The 22,064-nt window shown below is 66.7% G+C and carries 21 protein-coding genes, 4 tRNA genes and 1 pseudogene; 9 read left to right on the forward strand and 17 right to left on the reverse strand.

From position 1 onward, the window contains the following. Nucleotides 1–37: 37 nt before the first annotated feature. From ACIBVQ_RS35820 to ACIBVQ_RS35830, 3 genes and pseudogenes are all read left to right on the forward strand, one after another. A pseudogene (locus ACIBVQ_RS35820) lies at nt 38–238 on the forward strand (response regulator transcription factor); the annotation flags it as partial. Nucleotides 239–396: 158 nt separating this feature from the next. After that, nucleotides 397–1,137 (forward strand): alpha/beta hydrolase, encoded by a 741-nt coding sequence (locus ACIBVQ_RS35825; RefSeq protein WP_362913788.1) that lies wholly within the window; start codon nt 397–399, stop codon nt 1,135–1,137. Continuing rightward, nucleotides 1,130–2,293, forward strand: coding sequence for an acyltransferase (locus ACIBVQ_RS35830; RefSeq protein ID WP_399183074.1), 1,164 nt, complete (start codon nt 1,130–1,132; stop codon nt 2,291–2,293). The genes ACIBVQ_RS35825 and ACIBVQ_RS35830 overlap by 8 nt, the downstream gene beginning before the upstream one ends. Nucleotides 2,294–2,369: 76 nt before the next feature. Here the strand turns inward: ACIBVQ_RS35830 and ACIBVQ_RS35835 are convergent, their stop codons facing one another. The 5 genes from ACIBVQ_RS35835 to ACIBVQ_RS35855 all read right to left on the reverse strand — a co-directional run bounded on the left by ACIBVQ_RS35835 (nt 2,370) and on the right by ACIBVQ_RS35855 (nt 5,100). Then, the gene (locus tag ACIBVQ_RS35835; protein ID WP_399183076.1) at nt 2,370–2,744 is read right to left on the reverse strand and encodes a hypothetical protein; all 375 of its coding nucleotides are present in this window, start codon (nt 2,742–2,744) and stop codon (nt 2,370–2,372) included. A 385-nt stretch (nt 2,745–3,129) separates the two neighbouring features. Then, nucleotides 3,130–3,203 (reverse strand) — tRNA-Phe (locus ACIBVQ_RS35840). Nucleotides 3,204–3,231: 28 nt separating this feature from the next. After that, a tRNA-Asp gene (locus ACIBVQ_RS35845) sits at nt 3,232–3,306 on the reverse strand. Nucleotides 3,307–3,414: 108 nt separating this feature from the next. Beyond that, nucleotides 3,415–3,487: transfer RNA gene (locus ACIBVQ_RS35850), tRNA-Glu, on the reverse strand. 92 nt (nt 3,488–3,579) lie between these two features. Beyond that, a complete protein-coding gene (locus ACIBVQ_RS35855) occupies nt 3,580–5,100 on the reverse strand; it encodes a metallophosphoesterase (RefSeq protein ID WP_386191778.1) in 1,521 nt (506 codons plus the stop codon). A 34-nt stretch (nt 5,101–5,134) separates the two neighbouring features. Between ACIBVQ_RS35855 and ACIBVQ_RS35860 the strand changes: the two genes are divergently transcribed. Together ACIBVQ_RS35860 and ACIBVQ_RS35865 are read left to right on the forward strand one after the other, a co-directional pair. Next, the gene (locus ACIBVQ_RS35860) at nt 5,135–5,485 is read left to right on the forward strand and encodes a metallopeptidase family protein (protein ID WP_386191984.1); all 351 of its coding nucleotides are present in this window, start codon (nt 5,135–5,137) and stop codon (nt 5,483–5,485) included. Between the two features lie 219 nt (nt 5,486–5,704). Then, on the forward strand, nt 5,705–6,940 hold the full coding sequence (locus tag ACIBVQ_RS35865) for an MFS transporter (RefSeq protein WP_352015301.1): 1,236 nt from the start codon (nt 5,705–5,707) through the stop codon (nt 6,938–6,940). A gap of 1 nt (nt 6,941) precedes the next feature. On the opposite strand, the gene ACIBVQ_RS35870 is transcribed toward ACIBVQ_RS35865, so the two are convergent. Next, nucleotides 6,942–7,412, reverse strand: coding sequence for a PspC domain-containing protein (locus tag ACIBVQ_RS35870; protein WP_352015302.1), 471 nt, complete (start codon nt 7,410–7,412; stop codon nt 6,942–6,944). Nucleotides 7,413–7,532: 120 nt separating this feature from the next. Between ACIBVQ_RS35870 and ACIBVQ_RS35875 the strand changes: the two genes are divergently transcribed. Continuing rightward, entirely contained in the window at nt 7,533–8,690 is a 1,158-nt protein-coding gene (locus tag ACIBVQ_RS35875; protein ID WP_352015303.1) for an acyl-CoA dehydrogenase family protein, read from the forward strand. Here the strand turns inward: ACIBVQ_RS35875 and ACIBVQ_RS35880 are convergent. Beyond that, a complete protein-coding gene (locus ACIBVQ_RS35880; protein ID WP_399183080.1) occupies nt 8,681–9,322 on the reverse strand; it encodes an exonuclease domain-containing protein in 642 nt (213 codons plus the stop codon). The genes ACIBVQ_RS35875 and ACIBVQ_RS35880 overlap by 10 nt on opposite strands. Before the next feature lie 116 nt (nt 9,323–9,438). Between ACIBVQ_RS35880 and ACIBVQ_RS35885 the strand changes: the two genes are divergently transcribed. Beyond that, nucleotides 9,439–9,511: transfer RNA gene (locus ACIBVQ_RS35885), tRNA-Lys, on the forward strand. 76 nt (nt 9,512–9,587) lie between these two features. Here the strand turns inward: ACIBVQ_RS35885 and ACIBVQ_RS35890 are convergent. From ACIBVQ_RS35890 to ACIBVQ_RS35930, 9 genes are all read right to left on the reverse strand, one after another. Next, a complete protein-coding gene (locus tag ACIBVQ_RS35890; protein WP_399183082.1) occupies nt 9,588–10,943 on the reverse strand; it encodes a tyrosine-type recombinase/integrase in 1,356 nt (451 codons plus the stop codon). Next, entirely contained in the window at nt 10,943–11,143 is a 201-nt protein-coding gene (locus ACIBVQ_RS35895; protein WP_399183084.1) for a helix-turn-helix domain-containing protein, read from the reverse strand. Before ACIBVQ_RS35895 ends, ACIBVQ_RS35890 begins: the two co-directional genes overlap by 1 nt. 1 nt (nt 11,144) lies before the next feature. Next, nucleotides 11,145–12,896, reverse strand: coding sequence for a replication initiator (locus tag ACIBVQ_RS35900; protein ID WP_399183108.1), 1,752 nt, complete (start codon nt 12,894–12,896; stop codon nt 11,145–11,147). A gap of 5 nt (nt 12,897–12,901) precedes the next feature. Further along, a complete protein-coding gene (locus ACIBVQ_RS35905) occupies nt 12,902–13,084 on the reverse strand; it encodes a hypothetical protein (RefSeq protein ID WP_399183086.1) in 183 nt (60 codons plus the stop codon). Beyond that, nucleotides 13,084–14,523, reverse strand: coding sequence for an FtsK/SpoIIIE domain-containing protein (locus tag ACIBVQ_RS35910; protein ID WP_399183088.1), 1,440 nt, complete (start codon nt 14,521–14,523; stop codon nt 13,084–13,086). Before ACIBVQ_RS35910 ends, ACIBVQ_RS35905 begins: the two co-directional genes overlap by 1 nt. A gap of 87 nt (nt 14,524–14,610) precedes the next feature. Further along, nucleotides 14,611–14,943 (reverse strand): hypothetical protein, encoded by a 333-nt coding sequence (locus ACIBVQ_RS35915; RefSeq protein WP_399183090.1) that lies wholly within the window; start codon nt 14,941–14,943, stop codon nt 14,611–14,613. Next, on the reverse strand, nt 14,940–15,407 hold the full coding sequence (locus tag ACIBVQ_RS35920) for a plasmid replication, integration and excision activator (RefSeq protein ID WP_399183092.1): 468 nt from the start codon (nt 15,405–15,407) through the stop codon (nt 14,940–14,942). Before ACIBVQ_RS35920 ends, ACIBVQ_RS35915 begins: the two co-directional genes overlap by 4 nt. A gap of 146 nt (nt 15,408–15,553) precedes the next feature. Continuing rightward, nucleotides 15,554–16,285 (reverse strand): GntR family transcriptional regulator, encoded by a 732-nt coding sequence (locus ACIBVQ_RS35925; RefSeq protein WP_399183094.1) that lies wholly within the window; start codon nt 16,283–16,285, stop codon nt 15,554–15,556. Between the two features lie 475 nt (nt 16,286–16,760). Further along, complete coding sequence (locus ACIBVQ_RS35930; protein ID WP_399183096.1) at nt 16,761–17,132, reverse strand: hypothetical protein; 372 nt, start codon at nt 17,130–17,132, stop codon at nt 16,761–16,763. Nucleotides 17,133–17,445: 313 nt separating this feature from the next. Here ACIBVQ_RS35930 and ACIBVQ_RS35935 point away from each other — a divergent pair, with 313 nt between their 5' ends. Both ACIBVQ_RS35935 and ACIBVQ_RS35940 read left to right on the forward strand, forming a co-directional pair. Continuing rightward, nucleotides 17,446–18,777: a helix-turn-helix domain-containing protein gene (locus ACIBVQ_RS35935; protein WP_399183098.1), complete on the forward strand. Its 1,332-nt coding sequence runs from the start codon at nt 17,446–17,448 to the stop codon at nt 18,775–18,777. Then, complete coding sequence (locus ACIBVQ_RS35940) at nt 18,774–19,487, forward strand: creatininase family protein (protein WP_399183100.1); 714 nt, start codon at nt 18,774–18,776, stop codon at nt 19,485–19,487. The genes ACIBVQ_RS35935 and ACIBVQ_RS35940 overlap by 4 nt, the downstream gene beginning before the upstream one ends. Before the next feature lie 226 nt (nt 19,488–19,713). Here ACIBVQ_RS35940 and ACIBVQ_RS35945 read toward each other — a convergent pair whose 3' ends face one another. Continuing rightward, a complete protein-coding gene (locus tag ACIBVQ_RS35945) occupies nt 19,714–21,786 on the reverse strand; it encodes a hypothetical protein (protein ID WP_399183102.1) in 2,073 nt (690 codons plus the stop codon). Between the last annotated feature and the right edge of the window lie 278 nt (nt 21,787–22,064).

Genomic DNA, 22,064 nt, shown 5'->3' on the forward strand with positions numbered 1-22,064 from the left:
CGGCATCGAGGCGGTGAACGGGCGGGAGGCTGTCGAGCGCATCACCGAACACGAGACCGAGGTACTCGTCCCCATCGCCAGGAGCCGCTCCAACCAGGAGATCGCCGAGGAGCTCGTACTCTCGGAGCAGACGGTCAAGACCCACATCGGCCGGATCCTGACCAAGCTGAACCTGCGCGACCGGGCCCAGGCGATCGTGTACGCCTGCGAGTCCGGACCGGTCCGCCCCGGCGAGTGAGATCCCCAGGGGACCGTCCCACTCCCCGCTCCCCGGGACGGCGCCGCCTTCCTCCCTCCGGGGGGTGATGTGAAGGTGAGCACCGCGGTGTGACGCGAGTTACCGATCTTGATTCGTAGCGTCCTGTCTCGTTCCCCCGAACCGGACAGGAGGCCTCCGTGCTCCGCTCCTCTCTCGCCGTCGCCACCGCCGCAGCGCTCACCTACCTGGCCGTCCCCTCGCCGCAGGGTGACCGGATCATCCAGGTCTACGGCGATCTCAGTACGGCGGAGCACGTGGCCGTCATCGTCCCCGGCGCCGACACCACGCCCGCCACCTTCGACGGCGGGCGGGCCAAGCCGTACAGCACCCCCGGAGGCGGGGCGCGGGCGGTGCTCGCCCAGGCGCGGGAACTGGATCCGGCAGCCCGGCTGGCCGTGGTCGCCTGGCTCGGGTACGACAGCCCGGCGACCGTCAGCCTGGGGTCCGCCACCGGCTGGGCCGCGGAGAAGGGCGCCCCGGCGCTGCGGCGCTACGTGAACGAGACGCTCCGCGGCAAGCGGGTCAGCCTGCTGTGCCACAGCTACGGGTCGGTGGTGTGCGCCAAGGCCGCGCCGGGGATCCGGGCGGACAACCTGGCCGTGTTCGGCAGCCCCGGGCTCGGCGTCTCCTCGGCGGCCGAGCTGGGCGGGGTTCCCCTCTGGGCGGGCAGCGGCACGGAGGACTGGACGCGCGACATCCCCAAGATCAAGATCGGCCCGCTGGGCTTCGGCCGCGATCCCGCCGAGCCCGGCTACGGTTCCCGGGTGTTCGCGGCCGGCGCCGCCGGGCACAGCGACTACCTCGCCCCCGGCGGCGAGTCCCTGCGCAACCTCACCCTGATCGCCCTCGGGCGGACCGCCGAGGTGTCCCATGCGTGACCCGGCCGGGCGCCGTACGGCGGCGCGGGTCGAGGCGATGACGCCGCCGGGGCGGGACCGGGGGGTGGACGCGCTGCGGGCGCTGGCGATCGCCGGGGTGGTGCTGGGGCACTGGCTCGTCACGGCGTGGGTGCCCGGGCCCCGGGGGACGGTCGCCGTCTCCAGCCCGCTCGCGTTCATGCCGGAGCTCGCGCCGCTGTCGTGGGTGCTGCAGACGCTGGCGGTGTTCTTCTTCGTGGGCGGGTACGCCGCGGCACGGAGCCTGCGGACTGCGGGTGATCGGGCGTGGGCGGAGACGGCGGGTCCGGCGCGGGCGGTGGGTCCGGCGTGGGTGCGGGCCAGGATGGGGCGGCTGCTGCGGCCGGTGGGCCCGCTCCTGCTGGTCTGGGCAGGGATCGCGGCGGGGCTGGCGCTGCACGGCGCGCCGTACGCGACGGTCAGGGCGCTGGCGCTCCCGGCGCTCGGGCCGATCTGGTTCCTGGCGGTCTTCGCGGCGCTCACCGCCGCCACTCCCCTGCTGCTGAGGCTGCGGCCGGGCGTCACCGCCGTCTCGGCGGCCGCGGTGGTGCTCGTGGTGGACGCGGTCAGGTTCGGCCTGGGCGGGCCGGCCTGGCTGGGGTGGGTGAACCTCGCGGCCGGGTGGCTGGTGCCGTACATGCTGGGGGTGGGCTGGGCGGGCGGCGGGCTCGCCTCCCGGCGGACGGCGGTGGCGCTGCTGGCCGGAGGGGCGGCCGGGGCGGCGGTCCTGGTGGCCGGGTTCGGCTATCCCGCGAGCATGGTGGGCGTGCCGGGGGCAAGGGTCTCGAACCTCAGCCCGCCCACGCTCGCCGCCGTCGCCTTCGGGCTCGCCCAGGTGGGGCTGGCGCTGCTGGCGCACGGGCCGCTGGGGCGGCTGATGCGCAGGCCCCGGCTCTGGGCCGCGGTGGCGCTGCTCAACCTGTCCGCTATGACGATCTTCCTCTGGCACCTGACGGTGGCTGCCGTGACCGCCCTGGCCGCACTCCGCTTCGGCGCCGTCCCGGGACTGCTCACCCCGCCCGCCCACCTCTCCTGGCTGCCGGAGCGCCTGGGCTGGCTGCCGGTGTTCGGAGGGCTGCTCGCCCTGGCGGGGGCAGCGGCGAAGCGGTTAAATGCCAGAGTGTCGCGATCAGCTTGACGCGGTCTTCGCATGTTTGTGACGCTGTGCCACGAAAGGCCCCTGCGGCTGGAGTCGCCCCAGTTCGGTAGAAGCATCAGGGCTTGCACAGCCGTCTTGATGGACGTTCTTGAGGACCTGTCGGCGCTCGTATACCGAGCATGCCTCCATTTGATCCGATCGCGGAGAACGCGAACGTGGTCGAACCTCTGGCTTTCCAGGTGCCCCGCGACCCACTGGGCACACGATCGCCGGGATCGAGTTCCCAGAAGTGGAATCGGAGGCTCTTGACGGCCTTCCGCTCGCGGACCTCGCGCCTCTTGGGCAGAAAATCGCCCGGCAGGTTGTGACACACGTCAGCGATCACGCGCATGTGTTCCAGGTGCCTCAGCGCCGTATCGGTCTCCCCATCGGCCAACGCGCGCTCCGCCAGGTGGCTGACGGCACGAATCTCCACGAACCCCTTGGCCATCAAGCCCTGACGGCCTCCTGCGCCGAACCACGTTCCAATTCGGCGGGCCGGTCACGCGCTGTCCGTGTGTCTTCCGAGAACGTGTGGCAGGCACAGCGACCTTCACGCTCCTCAACGCAGCGCGGGTGACCGCAACCGTGGTCATGCCGGTGATCACGGGATCGCACATGGAAGTCCCGCGCGGCGTCAACGGCGCGAGCCGTCCGAAGCGTCCTGGGCAACGTCGTGCCCTGGCCCGAACCTTTCGCCTCTGACCAAGGAAATAACCACACGCACGTCAGCGCGCCACGGACGATCCTGAAACGGAGGGCGGCGACTTACTGCCGCCGAGATCAAAAAAGCCCCGAACAAAATCGTTCGGGGCTTCCCTACTGCTCAGCTGCTGTGGTCAGGGGCAGGGTCGAACTGCCGACCTTCCGCTTTTCAGGCGGACGCTCGTACCAACTGAGCTACCTGACCTCGGTGGTGGATCGAACACCTACCAGAGCGGTCCTGACGGGACTTGAACCCGCGACCTCCACCTTGACAGGGTGGCGAGCACTCCAAACTGCTCTACAGGACCTTGCTTTTGTCGGAAGTTTTCGCTTCCGTCTTTCTTGCCTTGCTTAGCTTACCAGTTCTTCGGAGGTCTTCGACCTGCCGTTTCCCCGGTGAGCTTTCGCTCAGCAGGTGCCCCCAACGGGATTCGAACCCGTGTCGCCGCCTTGAAAGGGCGGTGTCCTAGGCCACTAGACGATGGGGGCTCGGAACTGGCGTCCCGCTCCGTTGCCGTCTTCCGCTGGAGACCTCTGAAGCATAGGGGACTTTTGACCCCGATGCCAAAGCGGCGTTCCGGCTAAGGCGGCGTGGCGCCGACGGTCGCCCCCGTTGGAGACGGGGAAACAGTCGGCCCAGGAGAAATTGTACGGCCAGGGGCGCTCTCGACGTGACGCTCGATCTGGACGGATTGCTCTCCCAGCCCTCCCAGGGTGATGTCGTCCCAGGCCCGCAGGCGGTGTGACTTACGATCGAAGTACAGCACCGAGGCCGCGACGGGGGTCGGTTCGTCGTGTTCCAGGGCCCGTAGACCCGCCCCGCCCGTGGAACCCTGGACGAGCAGCCGGGTACCGGAGGGCAGCAGTTCGGTCGATCTCTCGTGGGAGTGTCCCGCGAGAATCATGGGCGTCCGGCCGGAGAACTGCCTGGCGATCGTCGGGTCGTGCACGGCGACGAGGTCGACGGGCTTGCTCTCCAGGGCGAGCCTGGCGGCGTGCTCACGCCCGGTGGCCGCAAGCGCCTCCAGGTCCGAGTCGACGGAAACGGACTTGTCCGGGGTGAACCGGGGGTCGCCGAGCCCGTAGATGCGCAGCCCGGCCACGGTCTTGACCTTGTCGTCGAGGACGACGGCGCCCTTCTGCTTCGCGACCGCCTTCTGGGTCGAACCGGAGTCGTGGTTACCCCTGACGAACACGTACGGCAGGCCGAGCCGGCCGATCTCCTCGGCGAACTTGTCCTCGGGGCCCGTCCCGTGGTCGGTCAGGTCACCGGTGTCCACGACCGCGTCGATCTTGAACTGCTCGGTGAGCGAGCGGATGACGTTCCAGGCGATCGGGTTGAGGTGGATGTCCGAGACGTGGAGGATCCTGATCGAGGCGGGGTCGGAGTCGTACAACGGCAGGGCCGAGACCGTGTCGTAGAGCTGGGAGACGTTGTTGACCAGCTTGGCGAGCTGGGTCCGGTACGACTCGAACCGCGTCACGATCGACTCGGCGTCACCGACCAGCGAGGGCGCCCCGGCGAGCAGGCCGGTGTACTTCGGCTCGACCACCGCCCTCGGGTGGAAGGTCAGCGCGACGGCTGCGCCCGTACCCGCGATGGCGACCGTGGCGCTCAGCAGGCCCGCCAGCGCGGGGCCCGGCCTGCGGAAGACGATCAGCGAGCCGAGCAGGCCGCCCGCGAGGCCGCACACCAGAGCCCTGACAACCAGGGTTCTGACCCCCTCACGTAGCTCCTTCTCCATCATGCTGGGCAGGTGGGAGGACATCCGCGGGTTGTCCAGGATCATGGCGACCCTGCTGGTGTTGATGTTCTCCAGGGTGACGCGCAGGCCGACCGGCGCGTCATGGGTGTCGAACAGCAGCGTGCCGAACGGATGCGCGTCGAGGACGGTCTCCCCCGTCCAGGACGGCTCCGCCGTCATACCGAGTTCCACGGGGCCGACATTGGCGCGTACGGGGCCACCGAGCATGATGCCGAGCCAGGCCGAGGCGATGGACACCGCGACGACCGCCACGCCGCGCGTGACGCGCCCCACGGCGAGGCTGCGAAGCCCTCCCTGGGTCCGCTTTGTGAGGCTTCTGAGCTTGCTGAGATCCATCCGCTCCGCCCTCTACCCGGAAACCGGGGGCACAATGGCGGGTGTGATCGAAGTCTCGCGAGAAAGGTTCGAGGAGCTCGTGGCCGAGGCTCTGGACACGATTCCTCCCGAACTGACGAGAGTGATGAACAACGTGGTCGTGGTGGTTGTGGACGATCCGCCCGAACCCGATCTTCTTGGGCTGTACACCGGGATTCCACTCACCGAACGCGGGGACTGGTACGCAGGAGTACTACCCGACCGCATTGAGATCTACCGTAACTCCATACTTTCTATATGTAAGTCCGAAAGTGACGTGGTGAACGAGGTCCGCATCACCGTGCTCCATGAGGTGGGCCATCACTTCGGTATCGACGACGACAGGCTGCACGACCTCGGCTGGTGATCGAAACGACACAACCTCCCATACAGGGAAATATCATGATATTTCGCCACGCTGTGCATGGGCTTCGTCGCTTTCGGTTGCGCAACGGCGCTTCAACGGGCACCGTAGGTTACATACTGACCACCCACAGTCAATGTGCTTGCAGCCCAGCGGAGTCATATGGCGGCCACCCGGCCCGGTCGGCTACCCGGGCGGCACCGCCGCCCCACCGAAGCCCAAGTGACATATGGCGAGATAATCGCCATCGGAGAGTTTCGCGCGCTCTGGATGGCCCAGGGGCTTTCCCTCCTGGGTGACCAGCTCTCCCGAGTCGCGTTGTCCGTGCTGGTCTTCCAGCGCACGGAGTCGCCTCTGGCGACGGCTTCGGTCTATGCCCTGACCTACCTTCCCCCGATCATCGGCGGGCCGCTGCTCTCGGCACTCGCCGACCGGCACGCCCGGCGACACATCATGATCGTATGCGACCTGCTCAGAGCACTCCTGGTCGCGCTCATGGCGATCCCCGGCACACCGTTCGCGGCGCTGTGCGCCCTGGTCTTCTGCGTGGTGCTGCTCAGCGCCCCGTTCTCCGCCGCCAGGGCCGCGCTGTTACCCGAGATCCTTGAGGGCGACCGCTACGTCGTGGGTTCCGCCCTGCAGAACATGACCAACCAGGGGGCCCAGATGCTGGGCTTCGCCCTCGGCGGCGCCCTGATCATGGGTATGGGACCGTACCGGGCGCTGGCTCTGGACGCGGCGACCTATCTGGCCTCGGCGTTGATCCTGGTCTCCGGCATACGGCGCCGCCCCGCGCCCGTCCGCGACGACACGGCCTCGCCCTCGATGTGGACCATGACCCGTGCGGGCACCCGACTCGTCTTCGGTGACGGACGACTGCGTACGCTCGTCATGTTCGCCTGGTTGTGTGGCTTCTACGTGCTTCCTGAGGGGATCGCCACCCCCTACGCCGCGACGCTGACCGACGATCCGGAACGGATCTCCTTCGTCGCGGGCCTGCTGATGGCCGCGATGCCCACCGGGACGGTCGTCGGCGCCTTCCTCTTCGGCCGATACGTCACCCCGTCGAGCCGGCTGCGTCTGATGGGCTGGCTGGCGATGCTGACCTGTGCGCCACTGATCGCCTGTGCCGTACGGCCGCCGCTGGTCGTGGTGCTGGTCCTGTGGTTCCTGTCGGGGGTCGGCGGGGCCTACCAGCTCGCGGCGAACGCCGCGTTCGTGCAGTGTGTCCCCGCCGAACGGCGGGCTCTGGCCTTCGGGCTCGTGCACTCGGGCCTGCTCGCGTCACAGGGCGTCGGCATCCTGGTGGGCGGCGCCGCCGCCGACAGACTCGGCCCTGAGGTCGTGGTGGCACTGGCCGGCGCGGCCGGTCTCCTTCTGGCGGCCGCGCTGGCCGTGCTCTGGGTCCGATCCCGCCAGGAGATCATCGAGATGGCTCGCACGGAGACGTCCGCCTGACTCACGCCTGAGGGGCGGGGCCGCCGTTGTCTCGCTGGGCCGTACCGGGGGTGGGGTAGGGAGCGACCGGGTCCTGGTGGGTGGGGTACTGCGGGGCCTGCTGGTAGGGGGCCTGCTGGTGCGGAGCCTGGTAGGAGCCGTTGTGACCGGCGTTCCTGCTCCAGTTCTCGGCCTTCGCCCACCCCTGCTCGGCCTTGGCCTTGGCGTCCAGCCACACCGGGTTGTCCTTGTTCTTGGCGACCAGGTCCTGCAGGATCGAGGAGTCCTTGCCCTCCTCGGGCAGCAGCAGCCAGCCGACCGCGTAGATCCCGACGCCGAGACCACCGAAGAAGGAGGCGACGGCCAGGGCCGCGCGGATGATGTTGGGGTCGACTCCGACGTAGTGTCCGAGCCCGGAGGCCACACCCGCGATGACGCGCCCGTTCCTGGTCCTGCGGAGCTTCTTGACGCTTGAGAACTCGTTTTCGTTCATGTCTTCAGAATGCCCCTGAAGGGACATCGCTCACATCGGGATTCCCCCTGGGAGGACCCTGACATCCTTCCTGAGACGCCATCAATACCCTGACAGGGGCCGACGAGAGAGGAACACCTCATGGACGATCTCCTGCGCGTCGACGACGCATTCTCCGAGGAACAGCGGCTCATCCGTGACACCACCGGTGAGTTCGTCGCGGACAAGGTGCTCCCCCACGTGGGCGAGTGGTTCGAGGAGGCGGTCTTCCCCGCCCGCGAACTGGCACCGCTCCTCGGCTCGCTCGGCCTGCTCGGCATGCACCTGGACGGGTACGGCTGCGCGGGCCTGGACGCCGTCTCCTACGGCGTCGCCTGCCGGGAGCTTGAGGCGGGAGACTCGGGGCTGCGCTCGTTCGTCTCCGTGCAGGGCTCGCTGGCCATGTTCCCCATCTGGAAGTACGGCTCCGCGGAGCAGAAGGAGGAGTGGCTGCCCAGGATGGCCTCCGGCGAGGCGATCGGCTGCTTCGGCCTCACCGAACCCGACCACGGCTCCGACCCCGCCGGGATGCGCACCCATGCCAAGCAGGACCCTTCGGGCGACTGGGTCCTCAACGGCTCCAAGATGTGGATCACCAACGGCTCCGTCGCCGACGTCGCGGTGGTCTGGGCCCAGACGGAGGACGGCGTCCGCGGCTTCGTCGTCCCCACCGGCACTCCCGGGTTCTCCGCCCCTGAGATCCACAGGAAGATGTCCCTGAGGGCCTCGGTGACCTCCTCCCTGTATCTCGACGACGTCCGTCTTCCCGCGTCAGCCGTACTGCCCGGGGTGCGGGGGTTGAAGGGGCCGCTTTCGTGCCTGTCGGAGGCGCGTTTCGGCATCCTGTGGGGCGTCGTGGGAGCGGCCCGCGCCTGCCTGGAGGCCGCCGTCGACTACTCGAAGACCCGTGTCCAGTTCGGCAAGCCCATCGGGGCCTTCCAGATGACCCAGGAGAAGCTCGCCTGGATGTACGTCGGTCTCGGCCAGGCTCAGCTCACCGCGCTCCACCTGGGCCGGCTGAAGGACGCGGGCACCCTCACCCCCCGGCAGGTCAGCTTCGGCAAGCTCGCCAACGTCCGCGCCGCGCTGGACATCGCCCGTCAGGCGCGCTCGATCCTGGGCGGCAACGGCATCACGCTGGAGTATCCCGTGATCAGGCACATGAACAACTTGGAGAGCGTGCTGACCTACGAGGGCACCCAGGAGATCCACACCCTCGTCCTGGGCGAGGCCCTGACCGGGATTCCCGCCTACCGCTGACCTTGGAGTCGTCGGCCGAGTGCGGGGCGTTGCGGCCTGCCGCTGGGGCGCCAGAGGGGAGTCCGTGCGGCCCTGGCCAGTTTCTCCTGCCAGGAGACGCCCTGGCGCATGTAGAAGCGGAGCAGCTCGGCGGTGGCCCTGGCGTCGGCCAGCGCGGCGTGGGCGCCGGAGAGCGGTATGCCCGCCCGTTCACAGCAGGCGGCCAGGGTCCACTTCCCCTCGGAGAGGAAGTCCGGGGCGAGTTTCTGCGTGCACAGGGTCTCGGTCAGCCAGTGACTTTCCGGCAGAACCCGGAGGAACCGGAGGTCGAAGGAGGTGTTGTGAGCCACCAGGACACGCCCGGCGACCCGCTGCCAGACGTCGTCGAGCACCTCCTCGATCACCGGCGCCCGCGCGACCATCGCCTCGGTGATCCCGTGCACGTGCACGGCCCCGGTCGTCCTGCGTGGGTTGACCAGCGAGTGCCACTCGTCGAGGACCTCGCCCTCGGTGCTCAGGGAGACGAGGGCGATCTCACAGATCTGGTCGCCCTTCGCCGGGGAAAACCCCGTGGTCTCCACGTCGACCACGACATACCCTTGCCGGGAGGACACGCGGACCCCTCCGGCGGACTCAAGCCCCGAGCTCTTCATGAGTGCCACTGTATGATCCATCTACCCCCGTCCACACACGGTTCGTCCAACCACCGCCCCTTCCGGGCCTGGCAACGGACGTTGGTGGACACTATCCTCGGTACGCTGTCTCAAGCGGGGCGTTAGCTCAATGGTTAGAGCTGCGGACTTTTAATCCGTAGGTTCTGGGTTCGAGTCCCAGGCGCCCTACCTCAACGAACTGGGCAGACTCCCTATTCCATGATCGGGAGTCTGCCCAGGGTTGCATCTGGGGTTGCAACGGTCGCTATCGGCCATCGAAAAGCGCCCGCCCCATACGGCCCGCCGCCTCGATCGCCAGCGTCTCCGTGACGTGCGTATATCGCTTGGTCGTGGCCAGCTGGGAATGGCCGAGCACCGCCTGAATAACTCTGATGTCCACACCCTGTTCCAGCAGGAGAGTCGCGGCGGTGTGACGCGCGTCGTGAACGCGGGCGTCCTTCTCGACCTCGGCCAGGGCCAGGATCTCCTTCCACTCGTCCCAGTCGTCCCCGGCGTCGATCGGGCCGCCCTGAGGCGTGCACCACACGAGATCCCAGTCCTGCCACTTCTCCCCCGCCGCCTCGCGTTCGGCCCGCTGTGCCTCGCGGTGGAGCTTCAGGAGGGTCACGAGAGGAGACGGCAGGGCGATCGTCCGCTTCCCCTTGCCCTTCGGTTTGGTGAAGGTCCAGCCGCCGGTGCGTTCCGGGCAGGTCACCGCGTGGCCGGTGCAGTCAGGAGGGCAGAACTTCGGACACGCGCCCCCATGCTCTACGCAGTTCTTACGGCACGCGCTCAGGCAGATGTGGCGACGTCCTGAGGTGCGCCTGGCTTTGGGGCAGTCCTTCGGGCACGGGTAGCGGTGCAGGCGAGCACCGCAGGCGTGCGGGTCCTGGCAGCCGTGCCGGTAGCGCATGCGCTTGATCTGCCAGAAGACGCGGATCGCTCCTCTGTCCAGGTCCACGTACTTCCACCGGGTGCCCAGCGACTCCGACTGCCGAAGTCCCAGCGCCAGCGCCACCGACCAGCGCGTGCCGTTGCGCCGGTCCTTGACCACGTCGAGGATGTCGTGCGCCTCCTCCCTGAGCAGCGGCTCGATCTCGGCGTCCTCGCCGGTCGGAGCGTCGATCATCTGGCAGACGTTGCGGCCGATCAGCTCACGCCGTACCGCGATCTTGAGAGCCCGCGACAGGATGCGGTGAACCTGCAAGATCGTGTTGGGAGCCAGGTCTTCTTTCGCCAGCCCGGCGTAGAAGGCGTCCAGATGCTCCGGGCGCAGCCGGTCGAGCCGATGCGCCCCGAGCCGGGGAATGATCCACCGCTCCGCCTTCGGCCGGTACGTGCTGTCGAGGGTGAGCTGACTCACCCGCATCGGCGCGATCTCGTCGAGGTAGGTCCGCATCCACTCGCGGACCGTGGGCACCTTCCCCGGCTTGGTGGTCTGGCCCGAGTCCCGCTTCTTCTCCAGCTCTCGCACCTTCGCGGTGACGATCGTTTCCGTCTTGCCCTTGCGGTGACGCCGGTCGGGGGTGCCGTCGTCCTTGACGCCCATGGTCACCCAGCCGTGCCACAGGCCGTCACTGCCGAGAAAGATGGAGGAACGACCGTCCGGTTTCTTGGCCATCACGCCGCTTCCTCTCGTGTCAGGCCTGCTCTGGCCTCCAGGGCACGGGCAAACTCGTGCAGTGCCCATCGGGGGACGAGCCGGTATCCCTCGTCTTTGATCGACTTGAGTTCGCCGGTCTTGATCAACCGGAAGACGGCCGTACGGCTGATACCGAGGAGCGCGGCGGCATCCTTGGGCCGGTAGAACAGGGGTTCCATGTCAGGCCGCCTCTCCGATTGCCGAAAGGTCGGGGATGGGTCTGCCGTCAGCTCTGGCCCGTAGCTCGTCGAGTCTCGCTTTGGTGCGGTGCCGGTTGGCCACGCCGCGCAGCAGCCGCACCGGTAGTGGGGTGCGGGTGGGGTCCTTGGTGGAGACCGGTCGCCAGACGTAGCAGTGTGGATCGGTGGCGGTGGTGTCGTCGGCGGGCAGGTCGAGCATGTCGAGGACCCAGGCCCGGCGGTCGGCCTTGTGGTCGCGCAGGGTCTTGCCGGACCACTTGCGGGAGACCAGGACGCGGCGTCCGGCATAGCCGAGGTGTTCGGCCTTGTGCGCCTTGCTCTTGCACCGGCCCGGCGTCATGCCCGCCTTGGCTCCCTTGGGCTGGATGCCGTACCGGAGCCAGTTGGCGCAGGCCGGAGAGCACGGCTCGTAGCGCAGCGCTTCCACGAGGCGGGCGGCGTGGTCCCGGCGGGCCTGGTTGATCACCGCACGCGCCGGACCGGCCGCCTCCTCGTCGTCCTGGTTGTCTTCGTCGAGGTCGAGGGTGTCGCCGAGGCTCTTGGTGAGGTACTTGGTCAGGTACCCGATGCGCTTGTGCGCGTCTGGCGACCCGGCCAGCAGGCCCTGCACGTCGACCTGGGCACCGAAGCGCATCACGTGCAGCGGTTCGGCTTCCTCGTCGGCGTCGAGCTGGTCAAGGGCCTGCTCCCAGGTGGGCAGCAGTTCCCCCGTGGCGGGGTCGAGGTAGTCGCCGGCCTGTCCGTCCGGGTACGGTTCGGCCTGCTCATCCCGCTCCACCCAGACGGGCAGATGGTCCGCCTGGAACCGGACCTCGTCGACGGACGGCCACCACACTTGGTGGTAAGTGGCTGCCGCGATGGCCTTGATCTCCGCACGGGGCAGGGTCCCGCGGATCGCCATGTGCAGGTGAGGCGCGAACCTCTTTTGCGGCTCCACGGTAGCGAAGTACTGCACGTCATAGCCCGCGACCCGGCGCAGGTTCTGCACGAACCGGTCGACCAGCTTGGAGAAGTGCAGCGCGTCGCGAGCGGCGCGGGCGTAGTCATAGGTGGCCGGGTCGACGGGGACGCCCTGTCCGGGACGGATCTTGCCGTAGGACGGCAGGGTGAGGGTGACGAACAGCGAAGGCCGGAACACCTTCCCGTCCGGCGCAACGAAGGTCCGCCCGAGGGTGGTGTTCTGCTTGGCCCGCCGAGGCAGGTCCGGGGCATCCTGGCGGCGCCGGGTGGAGCGAGAACGGCGGGGCGCGGCCCGGCCACCGACGACATTGCCGCGCATCCCGGCGGCATTGATCTCGGCGTCGATACCCGCGATCGCCTCATCCCAGTCGCTGATGTCCTGGCCGTCACGCTCGGCCGCATCCCGCCTGGCCTGTACGTCGGCACGGAACTCGATCAGCCACCGCTGATCGGCGGTACTGGGGTGAGGCTGAGCGACAGGTTCGGTGTCCAGGTGCCAGCCTTCCCGGCACTGCGCCTTGCGCAGCTGCTTGTTGCGCTGAGCGCAGGGCGGGCACTTGGCCTCGCTGGTGGTGCCGCACGGGATGTCGAAGGGTTCACTACGGCCGGTGTGGGTGTCGAAGCGGCGGAGTTCGATGGGGCGGATGCAGACGCCGTTGAGTTTGGCGACCTCGACGGCGACGTCCAGGGCCAGGGGCAGGGTGTCGCGGATGGTGCGGGGAAGGGTGCGGTCGGCTCCGTTGGGGGGTGTGGGGGCGGATGGGTGGGCGATGTGGGTCACCTGACCTCCTTTCCGTGCGGGTCGAGAACGTCGGCGTGCAGCCGGTAGGCGTCGCCGTAGGGGTCTTTGCAGAGCTGGAGGTTGACCAGCACCAGGCGCGGCGGAAGGGCGGCGTCGGTGAGGTCGAGCAGGCCGCAGGCGCTCAGTTCGGTCCAGGAGCCGTGGAAGGTGATTTTCATCAGGCCACCTCCGGCAACGGCAGGGTGTCGGCGCCGAACACCGCGACCATGGCGCGGATATCGTCGTCGGAGACGTAGGCGGCGCGGGCCCGGATCGGGTCGGGTGAGGTCTCCAATCGCACGTAGGCGATGCCCGCGCCCTGCTCTGGTCGCGGGGAGATCAGGTCGGCCAGCGCGCCCCGGTCCCGAGCCCCGTCGCCGAGCACCATGTCGACCTGCTCGGATTCGTCGAGTCGTAGGGCGATCTTGTCGGGGAACAGGTTGCGGATGGTCAGCACGTCCTTGCGCGGGTCCTGAAGGGCTGCGAGGACGCCGACGCCGACGGCGCGGCCCTGGGTGGTGAGGGTGGCCAGGGCGGCGATGGTGCGGATCCGCAGGCCCTTGTCGGGCTGGTAGGCGGTCAGGAACGCCACCTCATCGACCACCACCAGGACGAACGGATCCTCCACCGTGGGGATGTGGTTGTGGCGGACCCCGGCGAACCGGCCAGCGCGTTCTTGCATGACCTTCACTGCGGCTTCCAGTAGGCCGACGCAGGCCTCTGGGCTGGCGGCGTAGTGGTCGCCGAACAGGTCGCGGCCGAAGGACAGTTCCATGAGCTTGGGGTCCAGTGCCCAGATCTCGGCTAGTCCGGCCTGGACGGCGGGCAGCAGCCCGCGGATCGTCGACCAGATGATCGAGCCCTTGCCCGCGCCGGTGGCGCCCGCGACCAGAACGTGAGTGCCGTGGACCTTGAGGCGCCACGGGGTGCCGTCCTCGCAGCGGCCGATCTCCACCGGCCCCACCGACACAGACGACGGGATCGGCAGGGCAGGCAGCGGAACGGCCAGCGGGTCACGGCGGGGAAAGGTCAGCAGCAGCCGGCCGGACCGGGCGATGGTGACCCGGCAGGAGGCGGCGCCGAACCCGTGGGCGAGTTGTTCGGTTCGGTCGGCCCAGTCGGTGACGGCCTGCCCAGTGAGGATCTTGACGGTGACCAGGTCGGCCCACGAGGTGCAGGCCACGCTGAGCAGGCTGGGCAGGTAGTCGCGTCCACCGACGTGGCGGGCCAGGCCGGAGATGGCCATCACCGCGTGCCAGTGCCGCCGGTAGACCCACACCAGACGACCGAAGGCCAGCAGCCGCCAGCCGATCCAGTGCAGGAACGAGGCGCGGTGGATCAACGCCCACAGCGACGGAACGACCAGCATCAGGGCGACGGCGCCGAGGGCGTACGGCCAGCCGTAGACGGTCCAGATCACCCCGGGCAGCGCGGCGACGGCCGAGGCGATCGGGTGGTTCCAGAGCAGGCGCACGAGTGCGGCCAGTACGCGCCAGGTGTGGACGATCAGGGTGGCCATGACCGGGGTGCGGACCACGGCGGGCCGGAAGACGACGGCGGTGTCCGGGGTGGTGGAGACGAGGCGTTGTGCCTCGTCGCCGGGCAGTTTTTTGAACATTAGGCTAGAGGCCTTCCTTGATGTGGAGTCTGGGGAGATGTGAGGGGCCGCCGGGAGCTGCAACTTCCAGCGGCCCCGTTTTGCGTGTCAGGCCGTGTTGTCGTCCCGGTTGGGCGAGGGGGCCGGAACGATGGCCTGCACGGCGTAGAGCCGCTCGCACTCGTCGCGGTAGCGGATGGCGGCGTCTGCGATCTCGCGGGCCAGGTCCACATCGGCGGAGGTGACCGGCCCACCTCCCGTGGTGGTGATCGCCAGCTGGCCTTCGGCGCTGCCGACGCACAGGTAGGGGCGGATGCCCTGGATGGTCATCGCCATGACCGACAGCTCAGCGGTGTGAAAGGCCACGTCGAGTCGGGTGTCGCCGTCGTGGATGGAGGCGACGACGCGGGTGTAGGGCTGGTAGTCGTTACGGGCGCTCATGCTGCGATCTCCTTGCTGGTTTCGGTGGTGGTGGCGTTCTTGGCTGAGGCCGACGCCGGGGCGGTGGTCTGCTTGGTCGGGATGGTCGTACGGGGAGCGCGCATGGCCCGCGCCCGCAGCGAGTAGGCCAGCCGTCCGGTGTCCTGTCCGACGTAGGGGGTGACGGTCATGCCGTCGAACTCGACCGGGGTGAAGGGCAGGCCGGGCAGCGGGGGCGGGGGAACGGGCTGGACGTCGGTGAGGATCTTGACGGTGACCGACTTCTGACTTGCCTTGGCGTCGGGGTCGGCGTCGACGACGGAGACCTGCCAGACCGGTAGGCCGGTGGTCTTGTCCTTGGCGTAGACGGTGCGTCCATTGGTGGATGCGTCGAAGTCCTTGACTTGCTGCACCTCGCCGACCAGGTAGCAGCCGTGGGGGAAGACCTGGTCGAAGCCGATGTCGATGGGGCCCTGGATGGCCATAGAGCAACACTTCCTCATCATGAGCGGTCAGCCACCTTGACTAACCAAGTTGCTCCATCATTAAGCACGAAGCCCGCTTGGATAGTCAAGTGCACCAAGCGGGCTGCGAGAGAAAAGTTGGAGCCACCGATTCCTATCGACCGGGGCTACCGGATCGGGTAGGCGTCCTCCAGTTCATGCCGATCACCAGGAAGAACGGTCTCCACGACCACCCAGGGCTTGCCCGTGGCGTCGCAGGCGACGGCATAGACACTCAGCAGCGCGGCCGAGCTCTTCACCCCGAGCAGGTCACGCTCTTCGGGGGTGGGGTTGCGGGCGGTGACGTGCTCGATGATGTGATCCAGCGACACGTCGGCCGCGCTCTCCACATACCGCCGCACCCCCTGACGCAGATCGGCCTCCTCGGCCAGGGCCGTACCCGTGCCGACGTCGGCCGGGACCCAGGTGGAGGTGATCTCGCTCGGTTCGCCGTCGCGTTCGATGAGGACGTTGCGGCCGACGACTGAGGTGTTCGGTTCGATGCCGAGGTAGGCGGCGATGCGGTTGGGTGCCTCGACGGGCCCGGCGGCGAGCAGCTTGCTTGCGGCCTGGGATTCGGCCCGGTCGAGGAGTTCGCGGCCCGTTCGGGGTTGCCGGCTGGTGGGGATGGCGGGGCGGCCGCGGACGAAGCGGCCTTTGCCTTGGTGGGTGACGATCCAGCCTTGGTCGCGTAGCACGCCGAGGGCTTTGACCACGGTGGGGCGGGCCATGCCGAACTCGGCCATGAGGGTGTGTTCGCTGGGCAGCAGGGAGCCCGCCGGGTACTCGCCGGTGTCGATGCGCCGTTCCAGTTCGGCGATCAACTGCGCGTACTTGGGAGGCGTGTACTCAAACGACATTAAAGCCTCGCATTCAACATGCCTGTCTAGCCAAGCAGGCTATCAGTGCAGGTTAAAGATGCGAAGCCCTTCCCCGAGACAAACCCATCACCGCCCGGCCGCGAACCGCCGAACGGGGAAAGGGGCGCGGCGGGATGGAGGTGAGACTCCCCGGACCCCTCCAGAAACGGGGGACCCCATCCCGCCGCGCCGTCCTACCGCGCCTCCCCGCAGAGCAACGCCCTCCAGACGTCATTGCCCTGACGGATCGGCCAGCGGTAGGTCTCACGCACCTGCCGGGCACCGTTGAAACGGTGTGTGCGGCGAATGAACGCCTGTCCACCGGCATGGCACAGCTCATACACCGTGGAGCGACACTCACAGCTCCACTCGATCACCCGCACCCGCTCCGCCTGGCACGGCGCCCGCCACACCAACCTCATGTGATCCGGCTGCGGCTTGGCCACATGCGGGCTCAGACACCCCTCCACCACGATCACTGCGGAGCACACCCCCTCGGCTCGACCGGCGCGGCAGTCATCCGGCGTAGCTCGGCGTACCGGGCCGCCACCTTCTGCGCCGTCCCCGCCGGATCGCAGGTGCGGCCGTAGGAGTCCCAGCCCGCCCTGTCCTGCGCCGCTCGCCCCAAGGCGTTCCGGCCGGACCTCCAGCGGAACACCCGCCCGTCGGTCCACACCACCAGCCCCGACCAGACCGACACCAACGCCAAGCAGTGCCCGGCGTGCACATCGCAGGCGATCCCCAGGCTGGCCAGCTCCCGCTGCAATCGTTCGGCCGCCTCCACCGCACCGACCACCGTCTCCGGCCCGGCATGATCCGGCCCGGCGTGCTGATCGCGCATGTCCATCACGCCGCCTCATCCGCCGCCGAGCAGTCCAGGCATGCGACCCGGACCAGCTTCACGGTCTGCCCGTCCAGCTGAAGCGCCACCTCGGCACGATTACGGCGAATCCATCGCCAGCCGCGCCCGTGGCAGGTCGGACACTCCCGGCTCGTCGGTTCCCCTTCGGTAATCATGAGTCAAGGGTCTTCACCTGCGCCGATGTCTCCCATCCCGGCGCAGAATCCTCGGACAGAATGACCTGTATCCCTTGACGGGATAACCGCCCAACGGCAACCGTTGAATACCCGAATGGCGAGCTTTCAAGGAGATATTCCATATGCCCGCAGATGCGACTGAACCGGTCGTTATCCTGCCGGAGCTATGGCAACGTCCCGAAATCCTGGAAAGCCTCCGAAGTCGGAACATCGGGCAACTCTTCCGGCTCATCCGCCAGCACACCGGAGCCAGCCAGACCCGCATCGGCGTCGCGGTGAACCTCAGCCAGGGCAAGATCAGCGAGATCATGAAGGGGGCCGTACAGGTCACCTCGTTCGAGGTCATCGAACGCATCGCAGAGGGCTTGAACATGCCCGACCCCGCCCGCATGACCCTCGGCCTGGCCCCCAAAAACCCGTTTCCGAAACCAAGAGCCGAGCCGGGATATTCACCATCTGGCCAGTTCGCGCCACTAGAACCAGATGTGCCGACGAAGTATCTGACCAATTTGACCGGCGCATCCAGCCGCCCCGTGATCTCCGGCCTGCGCCACGTCCTCACCGGCCATATCCAGGCCGAGGCCATCATGGGTCCACCCCTGCTGATCAACGCGGTCACCAGCCAGATTCCGCTGATCGGGCACGTCTGCCGGGTGACACGAGGCGCCGACCGCGCCGAGGCGCTCAGCTTCGCCAGCGAACTCCTGGAATTCTGCGGCTGGCTCCACCAAGACCTTGGCGACTTCACCCAGGCCACGATGTGGACCAACAAAGCCCTCGACTACGCGATGGAGCTGAGGGACCAGCGCGTCACCTCCTACGTCCTCATGCGCAAAAGCGCCATCGCCATCGAGTCCGGCGACCACGGCCATGCCCTCGGCCTGGCCAACGCCGCCCTGGCCAACCCCGACGCCCTCACCTCCCGCCTGCGGGCCGTCATCCTGCGCACCAGAGCCATCGCCAACGCCTACCTCGGGGAGGCCGCGGATTCCGCCCGGGACTCAGAAACCGCCCTCATCGAGGCCACCGCCGGGATGATCCAGACCGACAGTGACCGCGCGCCGTACTGCACGCCCGCCTACGTCGCCATGGAGACCGGAGCCACCCGGCTCCTACTCGGCCAGGCCACCACCGCGATTCCGATCTTCGAGGCCAGCCGCTCCCAGTGGTCACCCTCCAGCCAGGCCCGCGACCACGCCCTGTTTTTGACCCGCATGGCCACCGCCTACGCCATGGCAGGTGAGCGCGACCAGGCCTGCACCGTGACCGAGGAGGCCATCCCGCGCATCCAGGCGTTGCGCTCCAGCCGGGTAGCCGGCCAGCTCACCACCCTCCGAATTCAGTTGGCCCGGTGGTCGACGGATCGGCCCGTGGCAGACTTGCTCACCAGACTCGACCTCCTCGCCGAGTCCTTCTTTCTGCCAGCACCCCGGCCACCAGAAGGAGAACGGTGATCAACGCGCTGCCCACCGCGACCACCACCGAGGAACATCACCGCAACGCCCCCGTCGCGATCCTGCCTGTTGGCAGCTTCGAACAGCACGGCGACCACCTGCCGCTCAGCACCGACACCATCATCGCCACCCTGATCTGCCGAAAGATCGCCGACGCCTACCCCGTCCTGCTGCTGCCCCCGATCACGATCTCCTGCTCCCACGAGCACAGCGCCTGGCCCGCCACCGTCAGCATCTCCGCCCGCACCCTGCACGCCGTCATCACCGACGTCTACGACTCGGTCACCCGCACCGGTCCACGGGCCCTGGTGGTGGTCAACGCCCACGGCGGCAACTACGTGCTCAGCAACGTCGTCCAGGAGGCCAGTGCCGCAGGCCGCGCGATGGCGCTGTTCCCCACCCGGGAGGACTGGCAGGAGGCACGGGCCGCTGCCGAACTGGTCAGCTCCATGCACGAGGACATGCACGCCGGAGAGATCGAGACCTCGATCCTGCTGCATGCCTGCCCCGAGGTCATCCGCCCCGGCTATGAGGACGCCGACCACATTGCCGATGACCGCCGTCACCTGCTGACCGAAGGCATGCGGGCCTACACCGAAACCGGGGTCATCGGGCGTCCGTCCTTGGCCACTGCCGAAAAAGGCAAGGCCGTCCTGGACTCCTTGACCAGCAGCTTCGCCGACGTCATAGCCCTGCTCACCAAGCTCTGAGCACCATGCGTGGCGCGATCACGATCACATAGCGCCGACACTGCCGAATTGTTCTTATGAGTATCAAGGGCGGCGCTTCGCGCCGCCGACGCGGCCCTGCGCTCGGCCGCACGCTGCGCGTGCGGCCTGGGGGCCGTTCTCGCGCACGGCCGTGCTCGGCCCGCAGTGAAGTAGAAACGCAGGACGATGCCCTCACGTCAGTGTGTGCGCCCAGGAAAACTCGTCGCTAGCCACTGGTCTGCTGCCACTGTTCGCCGATAGCTCGAATTCTTCGAGCTATCGCTGCTTTCGGCATCGAGGAACGATAACCGTGTTTAGATTCCTCTACGACTGCAATTCTTGGAGAGGTCAGAAATCTCAATGCTTCTAGTACCTCTTCTTCGCTGGCGAGAAAGTCATAGCGGCGAAGTTCTCGACGAATACTCGTAAGGTCAAGCCATCCACCCTCTTGGAGCGGGTTGAGGGCTTCTTCCTCAAGAACCTCTATCACGGAATGTTCCACCTTGGAGCGGCGCTCCTCTCGGCGCCATAGCTCAGAGAGCGTTGCATCGCGTTGTGCGCAACTGAGGGCGGGATCCACAAGAGGGGCTAGTTGCATTACCGTGAGAGGAGTTATAGCTTGTCGGCGTACCGTGTCGGCAAGAAGCGAAGCAAGAATCACGGCGATATTCGGGTCTTTGTCCGCTGCCTGCTGGAGTCGCCGGTCAAATCCTGGTCCAACTAGCAGTGTATGCGCTGCGCCAGCCTTTTCTCTATGTTCAGGTAGACCAAGAAGGTTTGCTGCCTCTTCAGAGACCCGTCCTGTTGCAGAACTCTTTGTTTCAAGAGTTAGCAGTTGGCTCTGTACACCGATTCCTGTTCGTACTGTTCCATCGGGCCGACCGGACCCTCCGATGTGATTGCTGGGCATGCCGAGATAGTTGAATGCCGCGACAGCGGCTCTTTCAAGGCGCTGATGATTTGCGCTATCAATACTAGCTGCCTCGATCTCGTCGGCTAGTGTCTGAGCGTCACTTGCTGCGCCGGGCGATGTATCTGCTGCAGTCTGGGGCGTAGCGTCGACTTCGGAGCCGGGTTCGCTTGGGTAGGCGATATCTTGACAAAGAATTGTGCTGCGAAACAGTCGACCTAAGGAGGTGACGCGATAATCGGTAGTTCTCAATTTTTCAATCAGCCCGCAAGCTATTAGAATGCTCACACGACTGTTAATGGCCGTGTCTATAAGGCCACGGCCTTCGGGGTGGTAGTTGGCGCTGCGCTGCACCAGTGCTTTCGGGTAGTGGCTGATGCTGGGATCATCCAGATCATGTAGTATCTCGCCGAAATACCATACGTTCGCATGCGCAATTCGAGCGAGATCTAGGGGATCCTCGCCTTCTAGCCATGACTTAGCAAGCGCAGTTGTACTCCACGAGTCCGATGAGACTTGTTCGATAATTCCCAATGCTTTAAGGGAGCCGATGACAGAATCCGCCGAGGAGTCCTGAATGTTAAACTCTCCGACACAGAAACTTTTCAGATCAGTCGTTTTGATTGCTGGTATTGCCAATTCGGCGAATGCAGTCAAAATTTCTAGTTTGTCCGGGTATTTTTTGCCCCTGGGTAGATAGAGCATGCCACCCCGGGCTCTATCGGCGAGCGTAGCGGCGTCCAAAGTCCCAAGTAGCTCCGCCACCGCAGGGGCTGGATCGCTGATCGACGAAGCAGGAAGTTCGGCGTCGGCTAGTGGGGATGCGACCTCTATCTTATCGAGAACGCGACGCCCCGCTTCTGTGAGATGTAGGCGTTTATTGTAGAAGTCTAGGATTCCTAAAGTTCGAAGCCAATTTGTGCGATTACGGATCTGGGTGTCCGATTTCCAGTGTAAACCATATCGAGTATCCGCCATTTCCATTAATTCGTTATGGGTAAGCGCACCCTCCTGGGAAAGTGCTAATAATAGCTCCCCTATAAATCGAATGTTACAGTGAAATATTATGGTGAGAAGTTCGTCGTCGCCTGAAGCCTGCCAGCGCCTCCCTAGGGGCGTAACTAGGATACGAGGCCCATCCAGAGTGATCAGACCGGTGCGTCGAATGGTTTTGGCGGCTTCGCCAGCCGTCAGGGAATCACTGCCCTGTGGCCACATGATTCGATTGGAGGCAAGAGTCTCTGGGGTGAATGCTTTCAGCAAAGACCTTAGAAGTTCTGGCCACTCTGTATACGTGCCTGGGAACAGGGGGAGTCCCATGGCTCGTGTGATCCAAGGCAGCGGTCGGAACACGCTATCAGGTGCCTCAGCAACGCTCTCTTCTAGCACATGAAGGATCATAGCTAGCGTCAGCGTTCTTGTTCAGAGGTTCTGGAGCACTTCTCTCAAACCACAACCGAAGCCAAGTATCCGTTGGGGGAGGCCCTGAGTTAGAGGTCCTCCGGTCAGCGGGATCCGCCTTCAGGACGCCGGAGAACTGGAGGGTACGGCGAAAGTGTGGGTGACGAGAGCTACTGAGGTTGAAGCTCGGAAGTTAGGTCATCGCGTGTGATTCATGACCCTTAGATGACCGCGTGTTCGGTATGCCGGAATTATGAGATATCCGG

The organism is Streptosporangium sp. NPDC049376 (genome assembly GCF_044466505.1).
Taxonomy (GTDB): domain Bacteria; phylum Actinomycetota; class Actinomycetes; order Streptosporangiales; family Streptosporangiaceae; genus Streptosporangium.

Bases quoted from the DNA above. Each gene is read 5' to 3' on its own strand.
- ACIBVQ_RS35925 (WP_399183094.1), bottom strand. From the start codon at position 16,285: ATGTCGTTTGAGTACACGCCTCCCAAGTACGCGCAGTTGATCGCCGAA.
- ACIBVQ_RS35935 (WP_399183098.1), top strand. From the start codon at position 17,446: ATGCCCGCAGATGCGACTGAACCGGTCGTTATCCTGCCGGAGCTATGG.
- ACIBVQ_RS35830 (WP_399183074.1), top strand. From the start codon at position 1,130: ATGCGTGACCCGGCCGGGCGCCGTACGGCGGCGCGGGTCGAGGCGATG.
- ACIBVQ_RS35910 (WP_399183088.1), bottom strand. From the start codon at position 14,523: ATGTTCAAAAAACTGCCCGGCGACGAGGCACAACGCCTCGTCTCCACC.
- ACIBVQ_RS35930 (WP_399183096.1), bottom strand. From the start codon at position 17,132: ATGGACATGCGCGATCAGCACGCCGGGCCGGATCATGCCGGGCCGGAG.
- ACIBVQ_RS35905 (WP_399183086.1), bottom strand. From the start codon at position 13,084: ATGAAAATCACCTTCCACGGCTCCTGGACCGAACTGAGCGCCTGCGGC.
- ACIBVQ_RS35880 (WP_399183080.1), bottom strand. From the start codon at position 9,322: ATGAAGAGCTCGGGGCTTGAGTCCGCCGGAGGGGTCCGCGTGTCCTCC.
- ACIBVQ_RS35870 (WP_352015302.1), bottom strand. From the start codon at position 7,412: ATGAACGAAAACGAGTTCTCAAGCGTCAAGAAGCTCCGCAGGACCAGG.
- ACIBVQ_RS35890 (WP_399183082.1), bottom strand. From the start codon at position 10,943: ATGGCCAAGAAACCGGACGGTCGTTCCTCCATCTTTCTCGGCAGTGAC.
- ACIBVQ_RS35855 (WP_386191778.1), bottom strand. From the start codon at position 5,100: ATGGATCTCAGCAAGCTCAGAAGCCTCACAAAGCGGACCCAGGGAGGG.
- ACIBVQ_RS35835 (WP_399183076.1), bottom strand. From the start codon at position 2,744: ATGGCCAAGGGGTTCGTGGAGATTCGTGCCGTCAGCCACCTGGCGGAG.
- ACIBVQ_RS35875 (WP_352015303.1), top strand. From the start codon at position 7,533: ATGGACGATCTCCTGCGCGTCGACGACGCATTCTCCGAGGAACAGCGG.
- ACIBVQ_RS35920 (WP_399183092.1), bottom strand. From the start codon at position 15,407: ATGGCCATCCAGGGCCCCATCGACATCGGCTTCGACCAGGTCTTCCCC.
- ACIBVQ_RS35860 (WP_386191984.1), top strand. From the start codon at position 5,135: ATGGCGGGTGTGATCGAAGTCTCGCGAGAAAGGTTCGAGGAGCTCGTG.
- ACIBVQ_RS35895 (WP_399183084.1), bottom strand. From the start codon at position 11,143: ATGGAACCCCTGTTCTACCGGCCCAAGGATGCCGCCGCGCTCCTCGGT.
- ACIBVQ_RS35915 (WP_399183090.1), bottom strand. From the start codon at position 14,943: ATGAGCGCCCGTAACGACTACCAGCCCTACACCCGCGTCGTCGCCTCC.